Origin of the sequence: Streptomyces sp. NPDC020983 (assembly GCF_044333485.1) — a bacterium.
Classification (GTDB): domain Bacteria; phylum Actinomycetota; class Actinomycetes; order Streptomycetales; family Streptomycetaceae; genus Actinacidiphila.
This window is the reverse complement of record NZ_JBIRRA010000025.1, coordinates 1-17,006: the sequence shown is the minus strand read 5'-3', so window position 1 is coordinate 17,006 and position 17,006 is coordinate 1. Positions and strand designations below refer to the sequence as shown.

Annotated in this window: 17 protein-coding genes and 1 pseudogene; 7 read left to right on the top strand and 11 right to left on the bottom strand. The window is 70.2% G+C overall.

Annotated elements, in window-relative coordinates:
- Positions 1-136 precede the first annotated feature (136 nt).
- Positions 137-940, top strand: a complete 804-nt coding sequence (locus tag ACH4SE_RS34970; RefSeq protein WP_398547609.1) for a hypothetical protein — start codon at positions 137-139, stop codon at positions 938-940.
- 579 nt (positions 941-1,519) lie between these two features.
- On the opposite strand, the gene ACH4SE_RS34965 is transcribed toward ACH4SE_RS34970, so the two are convergent.
- From ACH4SE_RS34965 to ACH4SE_RS34950, 4 genes and pseudogenes are all read right to left on the bottom strand, one after another.
- Positions 1,520-2,173, bottom strand: a complete 654-nt coding sequence (locus tag ACH4SE_RS34965; RefSeq protein WP_398547608.1) for a hypothetical protein — start codon at positions 2,171-2,173, stop codon at positions 1,520-1,522.
- Positions 2,174-2,385: 212 nt separating this feature from the next.
- Positions 2,386-2,553 (bottom strand): annotated as a pseudogene (locus ACH4SE_RS34960) (transposase); the annotation flags it as partial.
- A 9-nt stretch (positions 2,554-2,562) separates the two neighbouring features.
- A complete protein-coding gene (locus ACH4SE_RS34955; RefSeq protein ID WP_398547607.1) occupies positions 2,563-2,817 on the bottom strand; it encodes a hypothetical protein in 255 nt (84 codons plus the stop codon).
- A gap of 189 nt (positions 2,818-3,006) precedes the next feature.
- Positions 3,007-3,765 (bottom strand): alpha/beta hydrolase, encoded by a 759-nt coding sequence (locus tag ACH4SE_RS34950; RefSeq protein WP_398547606.1) that lies wholly within the window; start codon positions 3,763-3,765, stop codon positions 3,007-3,009.
- 246 nt (positions 3,766-4,011) lie between these two features.
- Here ACH4SE_RS34950 and ACH4SE_RS34945 point away from each other — a divergent pair.
- Positions 4,012-4,886, top strand: a protein-coding gene (locus tag ACH4SE_RS34945; protein ID WP_398547605.1) for an IS5 family transposase whose coding sequence is annotated in 2 segments (ribosomal slippage) — positions 4,012-4,405 and positions 4,405-4,886 — 876 coding nt in all. Because the reading frame shifts where the segments join, the coding sequence is not laid out codon by codon here.
- A gap of 146 nt (positions 4,887-5,032) precedes the next feature.
- Here ACH4SE_RS34945 and ACH4SE_RS34940 read toward each other — a convergent pair.
- Positions 5,033-5,698: a hypothetical protein gene (locus tag ACH4SE_RS34940; protein ID WP_398547604.1), complete on the bottom strand. Its 666-nt coding sequence runs from the start codon at positions 5,696-5,698 to the stop codon at positions 5,033-5,035.
- Between the two features lie 278 nt (positions 5,699-5,976).
- Here ACH4SE_RS34940 and ACH4SE_RS34935 point away from each other — a divergent pair, with 278 nt between their 5' ends.
- Both ACH4SE_RS34935 and ACH4SE_RS34930 read left to right on the top strand, forming a co-directional pair.
- On the top strand, positions 5,977-6,363 hold the full coding sequence (locus tag ACH4SE_RS34935; protein ID WP_398547603.1) for a DUF6262 family protein: 387 nt from the start codon (positions 5,977-5,979) through the stop codon (positions 6,361-6,363).
- A 98-nt stretch (positions 6,364-6,461) separates the two neighbouring features.
- Positions 6,462-7,196: a hypothetical protein gene (locus ACH4SE_RS34930; protein WP_398547602.1), complete on the top strand. Its 735-nt coding sequence runs from the start codon at positions 6,462-6,464 to the stop codon at positions 7,194-7,196.
- A 149-nt stretch (positions 7,197-7,345) separates the two neighbouring features.
- Here the strand turns inward: ACH4SE_RS34930 and ACH4SE_RS34925 are convergent, their stop codons facing one another.
- Positions 7,346-7,801, bottom strand: a complete 456-nt coding sequence (locus ACH4SE_RS34925; protein WP_398547601.1) for a sigma factor — start codon at positions 7,799-7,801, stop codon at positions 7,346-7,348.
- Entirely contained in the window at positions 7,798-8,025 is a 228-nt protein-coding gene (locus tag ACH4SE_RS34920) for a hypothetical protein (RefSeq protein ID WP_398547600.1), read from the bottom strand. Before ACH4SE_RS34920 ends, ACH4SE_RS34925 begins: the two co-directional genes overlap by 4 nt.
- Before the next feature lie 76 nt (positions 8,026-8,101).
- Here ACH4SE_RS34920 and ACH4SE_RS34915 point away from each other — a divergent pair, with 76 nt between their 5' ends.
- Entirely contained in the window at positions 8,102-8,266 is a 165-nt protein-coding gene (locus ACH4SE_RS34915; RefSeq protein ID WP_398547599.1) for a hypothetical protein, read from the top strand.
- Positions 8,267-8,373: 107 nt separating this feature from the next.
- Here ACH4SE_RS34915 and ACH4SE_RS34910 read toward each other — a convergent pair whose 3' ends face one another.
- On the bottom strand, positions 8,374-9,129 hold the full coding sequence (locus ACH4SE_RS34910; RefSeq protein WP_398547598.1) for a FadR/GntR family transcriptional regulator: 756 nt from the start codon (positions 9,127-9,129) through the stop codon (positions 8,374-8,376).
- A 201-nt stretch (positions 9,130-9,330) separates the two neighbouring features.
- Between ACH4SE_RS34910 and ACH4SE_RS34905 the strand changes: the two genes are divergently transcribed.
- Positions 9,331-9,843, top strand: coding sequence for a gluconokinase (locus ACH4SE_RS34905; protein WP_398547597.1), 513 nt, complete (start codon positions 9,331-9,333; stop codon positions 9,841-9,843).
- Between the two features lie 117 nt (positions 9,844-9,960).
- Positions 9,961-11,358, top strand: coding sequence for a GntP family permease (locus ACH4SE_RS34900; protein WP_398547596.1), 1,398 nt, complete (start codon positions 9,961-9,963; stop codon positions 11,356-11,358).
- A 428-nt stretch (positions 11,359-11,786) separates the two neighbouring features.
- On the opposite strand, the gene ACH4SE_RS34895 is transcribed toward ACH4SE_RS34900, so the two are convergent.
- The 3 genes from ACH4SE_RS34895 to ACH4SE_RS34885 all read right to left on the bottom strand — a co-directional run bounded on the left by ACH4SE_RS34895 (position 11,787) and on the right by ACH4SE_RS34885 (position 16,679).
- The gene (locus ACH4SE_RS34895; RefSeq protein ID WP_398547595.1) at positions 11,787-12,419 is read right to left on the bottom strand and encodes a hypothetical protein; all 633 of its coding nucleotides are present in this window, start codon (positions 12,417-12,419) and stop codon (positions 11,787-11,789) included.
- Positions 12,420-13,536: 1,117 nt separating this feature from the next.
- Positions 13,537-13,797 (bottom strand): helicase associated domain-containing protein, encoded by a 261-nt coding sequence (locus ACH4SE_RS34890; RefSeq protein ID WP_398547594.1) that lies wholly within the window; start codon positions 13,795-13,797, stop codon positions 13,537-13,539.
- A gap of 608 nt (positions 13,798-14,405) precedes the next feature.
- Complete coding sequence (locus ACH4SE_RS34885) at positions 14,406-16,679, bottom strand: tetratricopeptide repeat protein (RefSeq protein WP_398547593.1); 2,274 nt, start codon at positions 16,677-16,679, stop codon at positions 14,406-14,408.
- Positions 16,680-17,006: the final 327 nt, after the last annotated feature.

Genomic DNA, 17,006 nt, shown 5'->3' with positions numbered 1-17,006 from the left:
CCCTCATCTCCCGTCTTGGATATTTCCGCCACTGCGCCGTGGAAGCAGCCGGCCGACCCGAGCGCGCGCCCCCGGCCCAGGCTCGGTTCGGTCCGCCCGGCGAAGCACGCGGATCGCCTGGCACCGGAGCAAGTCCGTGACCGGTCAGGAACGCGTGACGGCCGGCTCCAGGAGGCCCTGGAGGACCTACTGCTGCCCGGCGGTGCGCCGCCGCGCCACCGGCATGACCGCCGACGCCGTCGCGGCCGCCCTTGAGGAAGCGCGCTTCTTCGCCCGGCAGGACTCCCGGCACGAGGACCTGGCCGACGACCCGCGCGGCCGCGCGGAACTCGCGGAGTGGGAACGCATCGACCAGCTGCTCGCCGCAGCGGGGCCGGGCGGCGGTCCACGACCCGCAGAGCGACGACGTCGCGCGGGCGGAGCTGGCGGCCGACGCCGCGGCGCCACCGCACGGGAAGCCGATCTGCGCGAAGCGGCGCGGATCGAGGCCCGCGCCGATGAGCTCCAGGCGCTGCGCGAGCTCGGCGCCCTGGCGCAGGCCGAACCCGAGCAGGGTGACGAAGCGGTGCGGGACCTGCTCACCCGCCGCGCCGGCCACTACGTCCAGGCCGCCGTCGACGCCTGGTTCGCGCACGCCCTGGCCATAGGCCGCGGCCCCTACGCCGACCCGCCCGCCCGCCAGGCCGCCGTCGACCTCCTGCCGCGCCCGATCCCCACCCACGCCGCCCTGCTGGCCGCGCTCGCCCCCCTCCAGCCCAGCAGCGACGTCGACGTCGACCAGCTGGCGTTCGCCGGCCGCCTCGCGAACGCCGACGCCGACCTCGCCGCCTTCCCCACCAGCCGAGCGAGCGGACGTCACGCTGACGGAGAGTCAGCGTTACACCGCCCGGGGAGCGTGACACCCCGCGTTACACCACCTTTCAGCCGCGCGGATGACTGAAATCGCAGGTCAACGGACACCATGGCCCCGCCCGGAGGGCAAGAGCCGGCGGTCTGGCCGAGGTGTCATGCTCCCCGGGATCGCCCCCCAGAAGGGCCGATCCGGGGCACTTCAGGGGTGAGCGTGACAGCGTTACACCCACCCGGATCTCACCGGCCGTGAGCACCGCGCCCGGTCCGGACCGACCGGCCGCACGTCACCTCAGCCCGAAGCCTGCCGCCCCGTAACCATCCCGGGCCGGGCTCGTTGAGCACGGCAGACCCCCCACGATGAGGCCCCGGCGCCGTACGCCCCCACGGCGGCCCCGGGGCTTCGTGCTGACCGCGCCCGCCCGGTGGGCTGCCCGTTGCGGCAAGGGCGCCCGGGGAGCCGGTCGGCGCCGCTACCGTGGCAGCAGGCCCGCGACGCCCCTCTCCGGAGGCCTCGATGAGCGCGACTCCCGACCACGTCCTGCCCCCGGCCACGCCCCCGGCTCCGGCGGCTGCCGCGCAGCTGCTGGAGGCGCTGCGCGCCGACCGCCGCGCGGGCCGGTGGGTGCCGGCGTTCGAGGCCGACTGGGCACGCGTGGCCGCGGCGTGCTCAGGGGCAGGTCTCGTCGGTCTTCACCGCGGTGAACGTGACGGGCTGCCCGGTGTACGGGGCGCCCGCCTTGGGGTCCTGGGTGCAGATCTTCCAGTTGGACTCCAGCAGGATCATCCGGTCGCCGGTGGCGTCCGTTGTGGTGATCGACGCGCTGCTGGGGAGGCTGGACCGGGCGGCGGCCAGCCCCTTGCCGACGTAGTTCGGCATGGTCGATCCGGCCTTCGCGGGCGGCTTCTGGTCCCCGCCGGCGGGGCACTTCTCGGTGAGTTTCACGGCGCCGAAGTCGAGCTTGGTGTCGACCGGCGCGGTGGTGCCGGCGGCGGGGGTCTGGGTGCAGACCTGCCAGTCGCGGTCGAGGACCTGCATGCGGTCCCGCCCGAGGGAGTCGTGGGACGTGAGGTTGTAGAACCCGGCTGCCTGGGCGGTGTCCTGGGCGGTCTGGAGCCCCTTCCCGACGAGGTCGGGCACGGTGGCGGTCTTGGGCTTCGCGGGTGGTGCTGCCGCGGAGGTGCCTGTGGCGCCGACGGTGCTGGAGGGGTTGGTTTTGGTGCCGGTGGCGGTGTGGCTGGTGCTCGGGTCGCAGGCGGTCAGGCAGAGCAGGCCTGCTGCGGCCGTTATGCCGATGATGATCGTGGTTGTGCGGGTGCGCACGCTCTTCCCCCTTGGTGGTGGTCTGTGGCGGGGTTGAGGGTGGCAGATGTGGTGGCGCTGTGTGGGCGCTGTGACCGGGCTGTGACGAAATGGCGCGGCGGTCTTGCCTTACCTGGCGCGTTTCCTGCTGCGGCGCCAGGGCCTCCGCGTGGCGCGCGCCCCGGGTAACTCGTCCTGCCCCGCCTCGAACCGCCCGGGTCGGTGCCACCACCAGGCTGCCACCGAGGACGCATCTCACGCCACTGGGCACCCGAGCGGAACTTCCAGATCGCGCCCTCGAGCTGCTCCCGAAGATGCTCCGGATACGGGCCGGACCTGCCTATCGGCAGGAACGGGCCGATCAACTCCCACTCCGGGTCCGTGAGTTCTCTACGCGCCATCCCAGACGTCTACCAGCCCATGTCCTTGGCCACCTCTTCCTGGGCCGCGGCGATCTCTGGCGCGGTGGAATCCGTGATGTCTACATCGCATGCCCACTCGAACCGCGACAGCAGGTCCGCGAGCGCCTGCTTCTGAGCCGGGTGCGTGATCGGTACAGCGTTCAGGTCGGTGCTCATCAGCCAGTCGAACAGCACGATGGCATCGGCGCGCCACAGCCTCACGGTGACAGTTGGCACGGATTCCCGCGATTCATCGGCATTCATGAGGGCATCGTGCCAGGTGGCATCTCACCTGTTGATCACGACTTCAGGCAGGCCCTAGTGCCGTATCAGGCAACGTTTGCCTTGAAGTCGGCGGTGCGTCGGCCGGAATTGCTGCGCCATAGGCGTGACCGCGGTGGGAGCGGCACGGCGCTGGGCGGCAGACCGCACGTCGGCGTCGCGCCGGTGGTGTCAGGAGCTGCTCGCGGTGCCAGGGCTGCCCAGGTGCCGGGCGAAGAACCGGATCGAGCTGTCGATTTCGAAGGACGGGATTTGAAAGTGGCCGCCGGGGTTGGCGTGCAGGGTCTTCTCGGCGGAGCCGAGTGCGTCGAACAGCTTCATGACGGAGTCCCGCGGATGCCCTTCATCGTCCCACTGCAGAACGTACTCGACCGGGACGGTGATCCGTGCCGCGGTGTCGGTGAGCCAGTCGCTTGCGATGAGGCCGAGGACCGCAGCCTTGATCCGAGGTTCGGCCGCGACGAGGCGGATGCCCGTCTCACCGGCAGCGGACAGGCCGTAATACCCGACGGGCTGGCTGTCGCCGACGGAGTCCAGTTTCTGGAGTGCATCGAGGGTGGTTTGCCAGTCGGGTATGAGCTGCGACGCTACGACTTCGCAGAGGGCGGGCCATTCTGGGCCGGCGGGCTCGCCTGCCGCCTTTCGTTCGTCGATGACCGCGACGAGCCGCCGGATCTCTGGGTGCTCCGGCCTGTCGCCGGTACCGGGCGCGTCGATGGCGGCGACCGCGAAGCCGCAGGAGGTGACGTAGGGGAAGGCTCGGGAGACGACCTCCCATCCCTTCTTGTGCTGGCCGCCGCCGTGCCCGATCAAGACCAGCGGACGGGGACCGGAGCCCTCGGCAGGCGTCCAGAGCACCCCGGGGATGTCCCCGATAGCGAAGAGCTGTTCACGGATGCCGTCAACGACGGTCTCTGAGGTCATGCGCATGGTGGGATTAAATCGGTATTCCCGCTGACGCGGCGAGTTGATTATCCGGGCGGCCAGGCCGGAGACGATGACGCCCGGCGACCGGTCGCCCGGGCACGATCGGCCACGCCCGCGCAGGCTGCCATGGTCACGCCAGCGGCGCAGCGAATCCGACCGACGCGCCACCGACTACAGGGGCAAACGTTGACTGATACGGCACTAGGGCCTGTTGTGAAAGTGGATTTTGTTCGTTCATGATCATGTCTTGTGGGGCGTGGTGATCTGACGAATGGCCAGTGGGCCCGGCTTGAGCCGTTGCTGCCGCAGGGCATCAAGGTGGGCCGTCCGCCGGTGTGGACGCGGCGGCAGCTGATAGACGGCATACGGTGGCGGACCCGGACGGGTGCTCTCTGGCGTGACGTGCCGGAGCGTTGCGGACCCTGGGACCGTGTCTACGATTTGTTTCGGCGGTGGCAGCGCGACGGCACCTGGGCGAAGATCCTCACCCGGCTCCAGGCTGACGCTGACGCCAAGGGCCTGATCACCTGGGACGTGAGCGTCGACTCCACAGTTTGCCGGGCCCACCAGCACGCCGCAGGCGCGGCGAAAAGGGGGATCTCCAGAAGGAACCGCCCGGCGGCGTCTTCGTCGAGCCAGCCGACCACGCCCTCGGGCGCTCCCGTGGCGGACTGACCAGCAAGATCCACCTCGCAGTCGAGCACGGACAAAAGCCCTTGTCCATCGTGATCACGGCCGGCCAGTGCGGCGACTCCCCGCAGTTCGAAGCGGTCCTGGAAGCCATCCGGGTGCCGAGGCTGGGGCTGGGCAGGCCGCGAAAGCGGCCGGATCGGGTGCGGGCCGACAAGGCGTACGACTCCCGCGACAACCGCTCCTACCTGCGCAGACGTGGGATCAAGGCCACGATCCCGATCCCGGAGGACCGGGTCCGCAACCGCCTCAAACGCGGATCGCGTGGTGGACGGCCGCCGAAGTTCGACAAAGAGGACTACAAGCAGCGACACGCGGTCGAGTGCGGGATCAACCGCATCAAGCGACACCGGGCCGTCGCCACGAGGTACGACAAACTCGCCGTCCGCTATGAAGCGACACTGCTGGTCGCGGCCATCAACGAATGGCTGTGAACAGCGATTTCACAGCTCGGCCTAATGAAGATCGACGTGAAAAGGGTGACAGTGATCCGTCTGACAGGCGAAGATCCTCAACTCGCCCCACCGTCCGACTACCACCGCGGACTCGTCATCGCTCGCGATGGTGAACACAAGCGGCATCACCACTCCGCACGCCTCGCAGGTGATCGCCGTCGGCTGTGACAAGTGCCAGGTGGGCCAGCCTCCCAGCTCCAGCCCGAGAGACGGGTGATGGTGTCCTTGCCCTCGTCGTCGGTCTCCTCGATCAACCGCCGCAAGCGCGGCTGGAGGTCGACGGGGAGTTCCTCACGGTATGGGAAGTCAATCAGCCGCTTGGTTGTGAACATGCACGGCTCCGGGAGGTAGCCGAACTCGTAGTGGCGTACCGGGTGGGGAGGGCCCACAAGGTGCTCATCCACATCGGCCACCTGTCGCCAGCGCAATTCCACGATCGGGCTGACGTCGGCCTGGTTCGCCGGCGCGTCCCAATGCTCGTTGGGGCACCACAGCACCTGCAGGAGATCCATCCCGGCCGGCCACCACGGACCCGGTACGTCCCGAGCGTAGATCTGCGCGACCGGCACCATCGCGACCGCCGGAACGCCTGACGGCTCCTCCTCGTCAGGTTCGGAGCAGACCGGCCACGGCTCATCGGCAGGCCAAAGCAGCGGGCCGCCGATGGAGCTGTCTCTCACCCCCGGGTGGCCACGTGCAGGATTGAGTAGGACAGCCTCCCGGCCGAAAGACGCGAGCTCGGGCAGCGCGGCCAGTATTTCCGCGTCTGATGGCCGCTCAACGAATGTCATGACACCTTGACTCTCCAACGGGCAGGGCGACTGCAGAGTACCGCCCGCCCACGGCGCCATCTCCAGCTGGCTGGGCAATACAGGCTGCACTCACAACCACCGCACGAGCAACCAGACAGTGACCAGCACTTCCGCAACAGGCCCTAGGCCTGGTCTCGGAGTGTGCCGAGGGCAGAAACGGCTCGTGGAGATGAACCGACAGGTCGCCGATAACCTGGGGAAGATCATTACGTCACTCGAAGACGACGGCCAGGCGGATACCGGTGAGGCGGCGGCCGATGCCTCCTGAGCCCAACATCGGACCACTCGTTGCTGCTGCCCGAAAGCGGCACGAGTTGACGCGCGCCAAGGCCATCCAGGCCCTGCGAGAACTCGACCGCACCGGAGCCCCGGTGTCCTTCGATGGCGTCGCCCGGCGCGCTGGCATCTCACGTTCCTGGCTCTATGGCCAACCTGACATCCGAGCCGAGATCGAACGGTTCCGCGACGCGACTCGGCGTTCCCCGTCGCCGCCGATTCCCGCAGCTGAGCGCTCCTCCGATGCGTCACTGCACGCACGCCTGGAGGCGGCCCTGGAACGGAACCGACAACTCACAGAAGAGAACCAGCGTCTGCGTCGGCAGCTCGCTCACGCGCTCGGTGACCAGCGGGCATCCGCACGCTGATGGCGCTCTTTGAATTGGTTCTGACTGCAGTTCCGTGAAGGACTCCGGATTGGTTGACCTGGTGCAGTCCATCCGGAGCCACCTGGTTGGATGAACGCATGACGGATTGGTCGACGCTCACCGACGCGTGCGGTTCCGCGGAACACGTGCCTGGTCTCCTGGACCGTTTCGAGGCCGATCCGAGTGGTGTGTGGTCCGAGATGATGGACCATCTATGTCCGCAGCTGGAAACAGCCTTCCCTGCCAGCTACGCGGCTCTTCCACGGCTGGCCGAGATTGCGGGCGCCTGCGGGCCGGAGGATCTGGTCTGGGTGCTGCTGGCAGCCGGGGCGATAGCTGCTTGTTCGCCCGGGCTGTGGGAGCCCGACAGCCCTCTGGCGGTCTACTCGGCCCCGATCGGGGTTCTGCACCGTCTCACCGATCGCCGGCTGAGCCGGGCGGTCGAGGCCGAGGAGTACGTGAACCTGCTGCAGGCCCTGCTCTCTTTCGAGGGCGTCGAGACCTGGGATCGCTGCCTGGACGGTCTGCAGACCGGGGAGTACGAGGTCGACTGCCCGCACTGCGGCGTCAACATGTTCGTCGTGCTCGGACAGGACGGCTACTTCTGCTGCAGCGATGACTACGCGTTGCAAGAGATGGAGAAGTCGCCCCTCCAACCGGTGCGAACCCAAGACTTGGACGGGCTGCCGCAGAGGTTGTTCACGCGAGCGATGGAGGACGGGCAGGAGAGCCTGGCTCACGGCATTCCGTACCTATTCGGACGAGCCGCCTGCCCAGACTGCGCGACGGACTTCTCGGTGGCGGAGCGGGTGGTTGCCGGTTGGATTCCGTGACCGACCCGGCTATGCACCGGCGACCTGGGTTTTCACGGAACTGCGGCCAGAACCGTTTTCGAAGAGCGCCGTCAACGCACAGGCCCTGAAGTCAGTCACCGCGTCGCACTTCGTAACGATCGGCCCGTGCTGACCAGGCTTCCAGGGCGTCACGCGGCCAGGTCGAAGACAGTGTCCTTGACCTGACAGCCCAGGTCACAGCCCTGCTTGATCGGCGAGCTTGAGATAACCGCCAGCGCGGCGAGCACGGCGCGTTGCTTGGGCCCCAGCCGGGCCAGCGCTGCACGCACCACCAGTCCCGTGTCGGCGTCCTCGCCAGTGAGGGGCTGCACGCCCTCGGGCAGCTCGCCGTACGCGTGCTCGCGCCACCAGAAGCGGCGGCGGGAGGCGATGAAGGTGTTCACGAGAGTTCTGCGGGCGTACGCCTCGAGGTTGTCGATGTACTCCAGACGCCGCCCGCCGAGGACGACCTTGACCAGTGTCGACTGCACCAGGTCCTCGGCCTCGTCGCGGTTGCCGCACAGCAGCCATGCGCTGCGGAGCAACGCGGTGCGCCTGCCCTCGACGAAGGCGCGCACGGCGGCGTCCGCGTCGGCCTGCCTCATGCCCACCCCTGTCCCGGCCCACCCGTGTGGACCCTCTCGACCTTCCAGTGCGCCGGACCGGCCACAAGGTTGCGGCCTGCCGGAAATCGGTCGCGGGCCCGCATCCGCAGCACGGGCGCCGCCGCGGACGGATCGGGGCGCTCGTCGGACTGCTCCAGGATGTGCTCGGTGACCTCGTCTTCACACAGGTGGGCTGCCGTCTCGGGTAACTGCGCGGCGAACACCTCGGCCTCCTCGACACGTTGTGACCGACCCGGCGCGCCGGGCGCTGCTCGGCGGCGGAGCCGAGGGGCGTTCGCGGTGGGGCTGGCCGTGCTGGTCCTCCTGGCCTTCCTGTGGCCGGCGCACCGCAGGATCGGGCAGTTCGGCGCGGCGCGGCCGGTGCTGCTGCGCCGAGGTTCCGCCCTGGCGGTGGCGGCCTGCGTGGTGGGGCTCGTGCTGTTCGGTGCCGCGGTGGTGTGGTGAGGCGCGCGGCCGGACGGTGAATCCCACGGCCGGACGGTGGGGCGCGCGGCCGGTGACGCGTCACGGTGTGCGCCGGACCCGGGCCGGCACGGGGGTCGGCACGGGGTTCAGGGGGCCAGGACGTCCAGCTCGTGCAGGGCCCCGACGCAGATCTCGCGCATCAGCGTCTCGGCGGCGCCCGCGTCTCTGGCGCGTACGGCTTCCGCGACCCGGACGTGCAAGGTGACGGCGGCCGGATCGGGGGCAGTGAACATCACATGGTGTTCGGTGCGCCCGGTCAGGACCTCCGCGACGACGTCGCCGAGGCGGGCGAACATCTCGTTGCCGGACGCGGTGAGCACCACGCGGTGGAAGGCGATGTCGTGGACCAGGTACGCGTCCAGGTCGGCGGCGCGGCCCGCGGCGGCCATTTCGGCGGCCAGCACGGTCAGTTCGCGGCACTGCCCGGGGGTCGCGGCGCCCGCGGCCAGGCCCGCGGCGACCGGTTCGACGGCGGTGCGCAGCATGGTCAGCGAGCGCAGCTGGCGGGAGCGGTCGGGGCCGGCGAGGCGCCAGCGGATGACGGCGGGGTCGAAGACGTTCCACTCCGCGGCGCCGCGGACCGTCACGCCGACCCTGCGCCGGGTCTCGACCAGGTGCATCGCCTCCAGTACCCGCACCGCCTCGCGCACCACCGTGCGGGAGACGCCGTAGCGGGCTTCGAGCTCGTCGATGCGCAGCACGGTGCCCGGCGGGTGCTCGCCGGACGCGATGGCCGGGCCGAGTTCGTCCAGCACGCGCGAGTGCAGGCCGCCCCCCTCCTCCGACCGGCGGGGCGGGACCGGGCGCTCCTCGCGCTGCGGGCGCGGTTCCTGCTGTCGCATGACGACAGCGTAAGGGCTGGCACAGATGTATGACGTTTAGATCACGTTGACTTGAATAAGTAGTACCTAAGGTGTTCAGTGTTGGTCAATGCCGGTCGGTCGGTGTCCGGCAGTAGCCGATTCAGGGGGACGGCACACCGCCGTACGGCCCGCGCCGGGCTGCTGCGCCGGCGCGCATCCGTACAAAGGAAGGCACGAGCTATGACGGCTGGACCCGCACCGCGGCCGGTGATCGTGGTCATGGGAGTCTCCGGCTCCGGCAAGTCGACGGTCGGCGGCCTGCTCGCCGAGCGGCTGGGGGTGGAGTACGCCGAGGCCGACGACTTCCACCCGGCGGCCAACATCGCCAAGATGGCGGCCGGTCACCCGCTGGACGACGCGGACCGTGCGCCGTGGCTCGACGCCATAGCCGGGTGGGTCGCCGACCGCGGCGACCGCGGCGGCGTCGTCAGCTGCTCGGCGTTGCGCCGCCGCTACCGCGAGCGGCTGCGCGCCGCCGCACCCGGGGTCTTCTTCCTGCACCTGGACGGCCCCCAGGAGCTGATCGCCGCCCGGCTGGCCGCGCGCATGCAGCACTTCATGCCGCCGGGCCTTCTCGACTCGCAGTTCGAGGCGCTGGAGCCGCTGGCGTCCGACGAAGCGGGCGCCGTCGTCCAGATCGACGGCGGCTCGCAGCAGGTCGCCGAGCGCGCGCTGGCCGCCGTGCCGCACTGACCGCGGCCCCGCGCCTGCGCGCCGCCGCGTCCGCGGGGCCTCTCCCGTCACCGTCCCCCTCGGCACCTCCGTCCCGTCACCGCCCCCTCGTCACCCCCGTCCCGTTTGGAGCACCCCGTGTCCGCACTCAGCGTCGAGCTGCTGGCCGCCGCCGCACCCCCGCCGATCGCCGACGCCGGCAACGCCCGCCTCGCCGTCGCGGCACTGGCCGGCATCGCCGCCATCGTCCTGCTCATCACGCGCTGGAAGGTGCACGCCTTCCTCGCCCTGACCATCGGCGCGGGCGTGCTCGGCACGGTCGCGGGCGCTCCGCTGGCCAAGACCGTCACGAGCTACTCCACCGGCCTGGGCTCGACGGTGGCGAGCGTCGGCACGCTGATCGCCCTGGGCGCGATACTCGGCAAGCTGCTGGCCGACTCCGGCGGCGCCGACCAGATCGTGGACACCATCCTCGCCAGGACGAGCGAGAAGCGGCTGCCGTGGGCGATGGCGCTGATCGCGGGCCTGGTCGGGCTGCCGCTCTTCTTCGAGATCGGCATCGTCATCCTGATCCCGGTGGTGCTGCTCGTCGCCCGGCGCAGCGGGCAGTCCCTGATCCGGCTGGGCATACCGGCGCTCGCCGGCCTGTCGGTGATGCACGGCCTGGTGCCGCCGCACCCCGGACCGCTGGCCGCGATCAGCACGATCCACGCGGACATGGGCATCACGCTCGCGCTCGGCGTGCTCGTCGCGCTGCCGACCCTGGCCATCGCGGGCCCGCTCTTCGGCCGGGTGGCCGCGACGTGGGTGGACGTGGCGCCGCCGGAGCGCATGACGCCCTCGCGCGCCTCCGACGACCTGGAGCGGCGGCCCAGCTTCGCCGCGACGGTGTCCACGATGCTGCTGCCCGTGGTGCTGATGCTGGCCAAGGCGCTGGCCGACGTGGCGATCGACGACCAGGGCAGCCTGGCCTACCGGATCCTCGACGTCATCGGCACCCCGCTGATCGCGCTGCTGGCCGCGGTGATGGTCGCGATGTTCACGCTCGGCCGCGCCGCGGGCTTCAGCAAGGAGCGCATCTCCACCACCGTCGACCGGTCGCTCGGGCCGATCGCCGGCATCCTGCTGATCGTCGGCGCGGGCGGCGGCTTCAAGCAGACGCTGATCGACTGCGGCGTCGGCCAGATGATCCTGGACTGGTCCAAGGACTGGCACATCAGCGCGCTGCTGCTCGCCTGGCTGATCGCGGTGCTGATCCGGGTCGCGACCGGTTCCGCGACGGTGGCCATCATCTCGGCCGCGGGGCTGGCGGCGCCGCTGGCCGAGGGCATGTCCTCGACGCACACCGCGCTGCTGGTGCTGTCGGTCGGCGCCGGGTCGCTGTTCTTCTCGCACGTCAACGACGCCGGCTTCTGGCTGGTGAAGGAATACTTCGGGATGGACGTGCCGCAGACGCTCAAGACCTGGTCGGTGATGGAGACGGTGATCTCGGTCGTCGCGATGGCCTTCGTGATGCTGCTGTCACTGGTGGTGTGACCCTGCGGCCGCCGGCCCTGTGACGCGGCGGCCGGTGTCGCGGCGCCGCTGCGGTGTCACCGGCTCCTGCCTCGTGCCGCTCTCCGGCCCTTCTGCGGCAGGCTGGAGCAGGTCCGTCCGGCGACAGCAGGCCGCCCGGACCGTCCGGGCCACCGGTCCATTCCCTCGGCCATCCGGATGCTCGCCGACGGCGCCGGGTACACGTACACGTACCTGTGTGAGCCGGATCCGGTGGTCGCAGGTCGTCGAGCAGGCCCGCGCCATCGTCGTGGAACACGACGGCGGAGTCACCCTCCGGCAGGTCCACTACCGGGCGGTTGATGGTCTGCACGAGAGTGTCAGTTGTTGCTCGTCATACAGCTCCACCACGCCGGAGGTCTTCGCCATGATCAAGACCCGCGTGTCAACAACGCTCGTGATCGATACACCTAGTGGAACGGAGTGGCAAGCACGGTCCTGGCCTCCTGGCTGAAGTCGTGCTGCGCCTGTTCCAGCGCCGTGCTGTGTTCTGCGAACATGCGGACGCGCTGCGCAAGGTCCGTGGCAGGAAGACGCATCGCGTTCGCTTTCGCCAGTACCTCTTCGTGGATGGCAGAGGCCAAGTCGGCCATGAGGTCCGGGCCGGTGATAGCCACCGCTGTCACAGCTCGCTGAAGTGTGTGCAAGGCGGCGTTGGTGGGAGCCCAAAGCTCCTGATGGTCAGCGTCGTCATCCCACTCCGGCTGGGCACGAGCAACGACGATCGGGCCGAAGGTGGCCTCGACCTCGCTGCACCGATCGAGGACAGCCGCGAATGCGGCCTGCCGCTCCTCCCGCAACCGGTGCCTGACGTCGACGGCTTCCTGGTCCCGTACCTGTCGCCGGGTTACCCGGCCTTGGACGAGCGCGCCTCCGAGTGCCCCCGCGAGCGTTCCTGTGATCCCCAGTGCAGCAGCCCACACAGCTGCATCCCCCTGATCCATGCCACGCATCATGCCGCCCACCGGCCAACGAAAATGCAGGATCACATTGACCAGCTGTGCAGCCCACCGCGCAGGTCGATCCTCCACCGCGCCGGTCATCGCACCGGACAGTGCAGCCTTCGTCCAGATCGGACATGTGGCACAGAGGACGACCCGAGGGGACCAGCCGGGACCGCCCTGGCAGGGCTGCTGTACGCCCGCGTGGCGGCTTCGTGGCAGCAGGCGGGCCTGGTTGGTCATCTTGTGTCAGCGGGGCAGCCACGGCGGCGCACAAGGGCCGGGTCCGGGTCCCCAACGGGATGCCCGGGCCCGGCTTCGATGAGGCCCCGGCACAGCTTGTAGCAGCGCTGCCAGGCTGTGAGCGGGCGTCAGCGGCTGGAAGTGCTGATTGCCTGGTGGCAGGCAGTCGTGTGGGCCGGTCTGCTGTCATGAGGTGATCAGGTGGCTACCGTGGTCCGGCCAGGGCTGGTTCGGCTGGCTGTCACGGAGGTGCCTACTCACAGCGCACAAGGGCCGGCCGCCGCCAGCACGCTCCGGGTCGGATCCCGACCGTGCGGATCGGCTGTGGCTGTGGCCCGTGAGTGGGAACCGGGGTAGCGGTCGGAGAAGTCTGTTCCTATGGCAGACGTTCTCCTGGGGCACGTTCGTGTGGACGTAGGTCAGCCCCGGACGTGTCGGCGAATAAGGGGGTGGAGATGGACGCTGACACTGTTACGGCAGTGTGTGCGACGGGAATTGGTGCCCTTGCCCTTGCCGTCTCGGTGAGCGAAGGGCGCGCGGCCCGACGGCACAGTCGCATGTCGGTCCGGCCTGCCCTGACTATGAGAGCGACCCGGGACGGTACTACCGGAATCAGACTGCAGAACGTAGGCCTGGGCCCTGCTGTGATCACGGCAACCCGTCTGGTGCTTGATGGCCCGCCGTTGGCGGGCTGGACGGAGAACGCGGTCAACGTCATACGAACCTCGTTCCCGTACCGGACTCATGCCAGTACCTTTGAGGACGGTGCGATCCTACCGGCCGGCTACAACGCGTTCATCCTCTGGGTGACTGACTACGACAGCCGCACGCACGGGGATTTCTGGCACTTGGTCCGCACCGCGTCACCGTGGAGTTGCAGTACGAGTCGCTGTACGGGGGATAGAAGCTGCTGGCCGTCCACGGCCTCCGCCGGAGTGTGACCGGCCCGAGCGTCCAGCCGTAATAGTCCGCGGCTCTACCAGCGCATTCCCAGCTGGTTGAGTTCCTGGCGGCGCTCGTCGCTGAGCTTGTCGGCGCGGCGGCGGGCGTTGTCGACGAACAGCCCGAGCTTGTATTCGACCCCGTCCACGACCTCCACGGCCTTCCTGGACGGCTGGAGGTGGCCTTCGCGGGTGTGGAACTGGCGGGCGGCCCGGATGTTGGCCGCCCATTTGTCGGCTTGTGTGCGGGGCGCTGGGGGCCGTTCGTTGGGGCTGGCGGGGGTGAGGTGGAGCATGTGTTCGAGCATCCACTGTTGTGCGGGTAGCAGCTGGTCCCAGCCGTGCCGCTGTGCCTGGACCCACGCGCCGAGGTCTTCGCCTTGGAGCGTGGTCTGCCCGGGGGCGGTGGGGAGCGGGGCGCTGGCTTCGATGATGCCCGGCAGAGCTTGTAGCAGCGCTGCCAGGCCACCGGCCAGGCCGGGCACCAGGAGGGGGCGATCGCCTCGAGCGCGTCGCGGCGCTCCTGGGTGAGTGCCCCGGCGGTGGAGCCGACCGGCAGGCCGGCCTCGCGCCGCGCCTCGATCTCCGCCGCCCGCTGTGAGTAGGCAGCCTGGTGGCAGCGGGTGGGCGTCAGCGTTAGGAAGCGCTGATTGCCTGGTGGTAGGCGGTTGTGTGAACCGGTCTGCTGTCACGAGGTGACCAGGCGGCTGCCGTGGTCCGACCAGGGCCGGTCCTGCGGGCTGTCACAGAGGTGCGTACTCACAGCTGCTTTGTGACCAGCGTCGGGGCGACTGGCTGTCATGAGAGTGCTTACTCACGCGGGTCGAGAGGTTTCGCCTGTTCGTCGTTGTCGCGGTGTTTGTGGCTGGTTGGCTGTCATGGGGGTGGTTGCTCACCTGTGGGTTCAGGTGGTGGGACGTCCCGTGGCCTCTGCCCGGCACCGGTCGCGTGCCTCCCGGCTTGTCTGCGTGTCCGGGTGATCGGGTCCGAGGATGCGGGTGCGGTCGGCGAGGATCTGCTCGTGCAGGTCGGCGGCGTGTGTGTGGTTTCCGAGGAGGTGCAGGGCGGCGGCTATGGCAGTGCGGCTGGCGAGGGTGTTCGGGTGCTGGGGGCCCAGTGCCTGTGAGCGGTCTGTGAGGACGGCCTCGTGCAGGCTGAGGGCCCGAGGTACGTCGCCCGATGCGGCTACCGCGTTCGCGAATCCGAAGCGGCTGTCCAGAGTCCGCTGGTGGTCGGGTCCGAGGATGCGGGTGCGGTCGGCTGTGACCTGCGCATGGAGCGTTGCGGCCGTGGCGTGGTCACCCAGCCCTGCACGGCAGTCGGCGAGGTTCGCCCGGCTGGTCAGGGTCTGGGGGTGGTCGGGTCCGAGAGTGCGGGTGCGGTCGGCGAGCGTGCTCTCGTGCAGTGCCGCCGCGCGGGCGAATTCGCCGAGGTGCTGGAGCATGAAGCCGAGGTTGCTGCGGCTGATCAGCGTGTCCTGGTGGTCGGGTCCGAGGGTGCGGGTGCGGTCGGCGAGGTTCACACGGTGCAGGTCGGCGGCACGGGCGTAGTTCCCCAGACTGTAGAGGCTGTTCGCTTCGTGGTTGCGGGAGGTGAGGGTATCGGGGTGGTCCTCGCCGAGTTCGCCGCGGCGGCGGATGAGGACGATCTGGCGCAGGTCGAGCTGGAGCGCGTAGTCACCCGAGTCGCCGAGTACGTCGGCGAGCCGGTCGATCAGCACGCAGGCCTCGTCGGACGGGGAGAGGGCGGGCTCGGCGAGCAGCACCGGGGCGTGCGGGGCGAGCTGCCGGGCGGTCGACCAGCCGGCGGCTCCTGCGGTGCCGAACCGGACGATTGCCGCGGTCAGGGCCGCAGCAACTGCCCGCCGATGATCCGCGGTGCCTGGTGACGTGCCGGACCGGGCGGCGACCAGTGCCGTCACCTCCCTGATCAGCGGGTGCAGGACGACGGCGGGCGACGAACTGCCGTACGCGACCGGTTCGTCGTCCGGTGCCCGGTCGAGCAGTCCGTGCCGTTCCAGGCCGGCGAGTGCCCGGTCGACGGCGGACAGGGTGACCGCAGGCGCAGGGGAGGGCAGCACCCCGGTCAGCAACTCGGGGGTGACTACGTCGAGCGGGACCGGCGCCTCGGCGAAGTGCGCGAGAACGCGCAGCAGCGGGCGCGCCAGCGGCAGGCCCTCGCGGGCGAGCTGGTCGAGCGACAGCTCCCAGGTGTGACGCAGCACCTGCCGCACCGTGTCCGGGCCACGGCCCGCAGGTCCCTCTGCGCCGAGGAGGGCCGGCAGTTCGGTTTCCAGCGCCGCACGGTAGGCGGCGAAGGTACGCAGCCGTGCTGTCGGGGCGGCCAGGCTGGTACCCGCGGCGCGCAGGGCGAGCGGGAGGCCGCCCAGGCGTGCCGCCAGGGCCTCCGCTTCCGCCGCGGTTCCGGCAGCAGGTGCCGCGTCCCGCAGCACTTGCCCGCCCGCCGTGCCGTCCAACGGGGCCAGCCGCACGAGGTCGGCGGCCGAGCCCCAGGTGCGTTGGCTGCCGTCCCGGCTGGTCACGAGCAGCAGACCGCGGCCGTCCGGCCGTATCCAGCCCCGGTAATCCGCGACCGGTTCACCCTCGGGGCCGATGCACGCGGGCTCGTCTGCGTTGTCGATCACCAGCAGCCAGCGCCGCGCCGCGCCGAGCTGGCGCCACACGGCGTCCGGCAGGCTGTCGTGCCCGGCCTGGGCCGCCGCCAACGCGGTGTGCGGCAGACCGCATGCCAGAGCCGCCCGGACCATTTGGTCGGCGAGGGTCTCGGCGGAACGCCAGCGGATCCAGAAAACCGCGTATCCGTCGGCCGCGGCCTGCGCGGCGAGCGCAGCGGCGACGGTGGTCTTGCCCGTTCCGCCCGCGGCGCAGAGCACTACGAATCGGCGGTCCGGCCGACGTAACAGGGTCGTCAGCCGGGCGAGTTCGGCCTCCCGGCCGCGCACACGCGCGAGGTCCTGGTGCGGCGGGCGCAGCGAGGTCAGGACGGGAGGACGTGCGGGCGCGGAGGCGACATGTGGCGTCTCCGGACGCGATACGGAAGCAGCACCCAGCACCGTGGCCAGCGCCATGAGCACGGCGAACGACGGCCACACCAGCCACGGGCTGCTCGTCCAGTGCGGTAGCGCGGCGCCGGCCCGGTCGGTGACCGGTCCCAACACCACAGCCACCACAGCGGCCCCCGCGGCTGCTCCCGCGCCCGCTCCCTGTCTTCGCATACCCCCTCACTACCCCACCGCCCCATTGGGGTACGCGCGCGAGCTCTGCGAGCGCAGCCGCGCAGTCCGTTTGCGGCGGACGATGTTTCGGCCCTGGCCGACGAAGGACAGTCGCCGCTGGCGCCAGCTCCGCCCGTACAGGCGTCCCGCGCGCCCGTCACGCTCCCTTTCCTGCCCAGCGCATCCCTAGCGCGTCGAGTTCCGCGCGCCGCTGTTCGCTCAGCTTGTCGGCCCTGCGCCGGGCGTTGTCGACGAACAGGCCCAGCTTCA

Excerpts from the sequence above, each read along its gene's own strand:
- ACH4SE_RS34955 (WP_398547607.1), bottom strand. The coding sequence starts at position 2,817 with ATGAATGCCGATGAATCGCGGGAATCCGTGCCAACTGTCACCGTGAGG.
- ACH4SE_RS34950 (WP_398547606.1), bottom strand. The coding sequence starts at position 3,765 with ATGCGCATGACCTCAGAGACCGTCGTTGACGGCATCCGTGAACAGCTC.
- ACH4SE_RS34940 (WP_398547604.1), bottom strand. The coding sequence starts at position 5,698 with ATGACATTCGTTGAGCGGCCATCAGACGCGGAAATACTGGCCGCGCTG.
- ACH4SE_RS34935 (WP_398547603.1), top strand. The coding sequence starts at position 5,977 with ATGCCTCCTGAGCCCAACATCGGACCACTCGTTGCTGCTGCCCGAAAG.
- ACH4SE_RS34930 (WP_398547602.1), top strand. The coding sequence starts at position 6,462 with ATGACGGATTGGTCGACGCTCACCGACGCGTGCGGTTCCGCGGAACAC.
- ACH4SE_RS34925 (WP_398547601.1), bottom strand. The coding sequence starts at position 7,801 with ATGAGGCAGGCCGACGCGGACGCCGCCGTGCGCGCCTTCGTCGAGGGC.
- ACH4SE_RS34910 (WP_398547598.1), bottom strand. The coding sequence starts at position 9,129 with ATGCGACAGCAGGAACCGCGCCCGCAGCGCGAGGAGCGCCCGGTCCCG.
- ACH4SE_RS34905 (WP_398547597.1), top strand. The coding sequence starts at position 9,331 with ATGACGGCTGGACCCGCACCGCGGCCGGTGATCGTGGTCATGGGAGTC.
- ACH4SE_RS34895 (WP_398547595.1), bottom strand. The coding sequence starts at position 12,419 with ATGACCGGCGCGGTGGAGGATCGACCTGCGCGGTGGGCTGCACAGCTG.
- ACH4SE_RS34890 (WP_398547594.1), bottom strand. The coding sequence starts at position 13,797 with ATGCTCCACCTCACCCCCGCCAGCCCCAACGAACGGCCCCCAGCGCCC.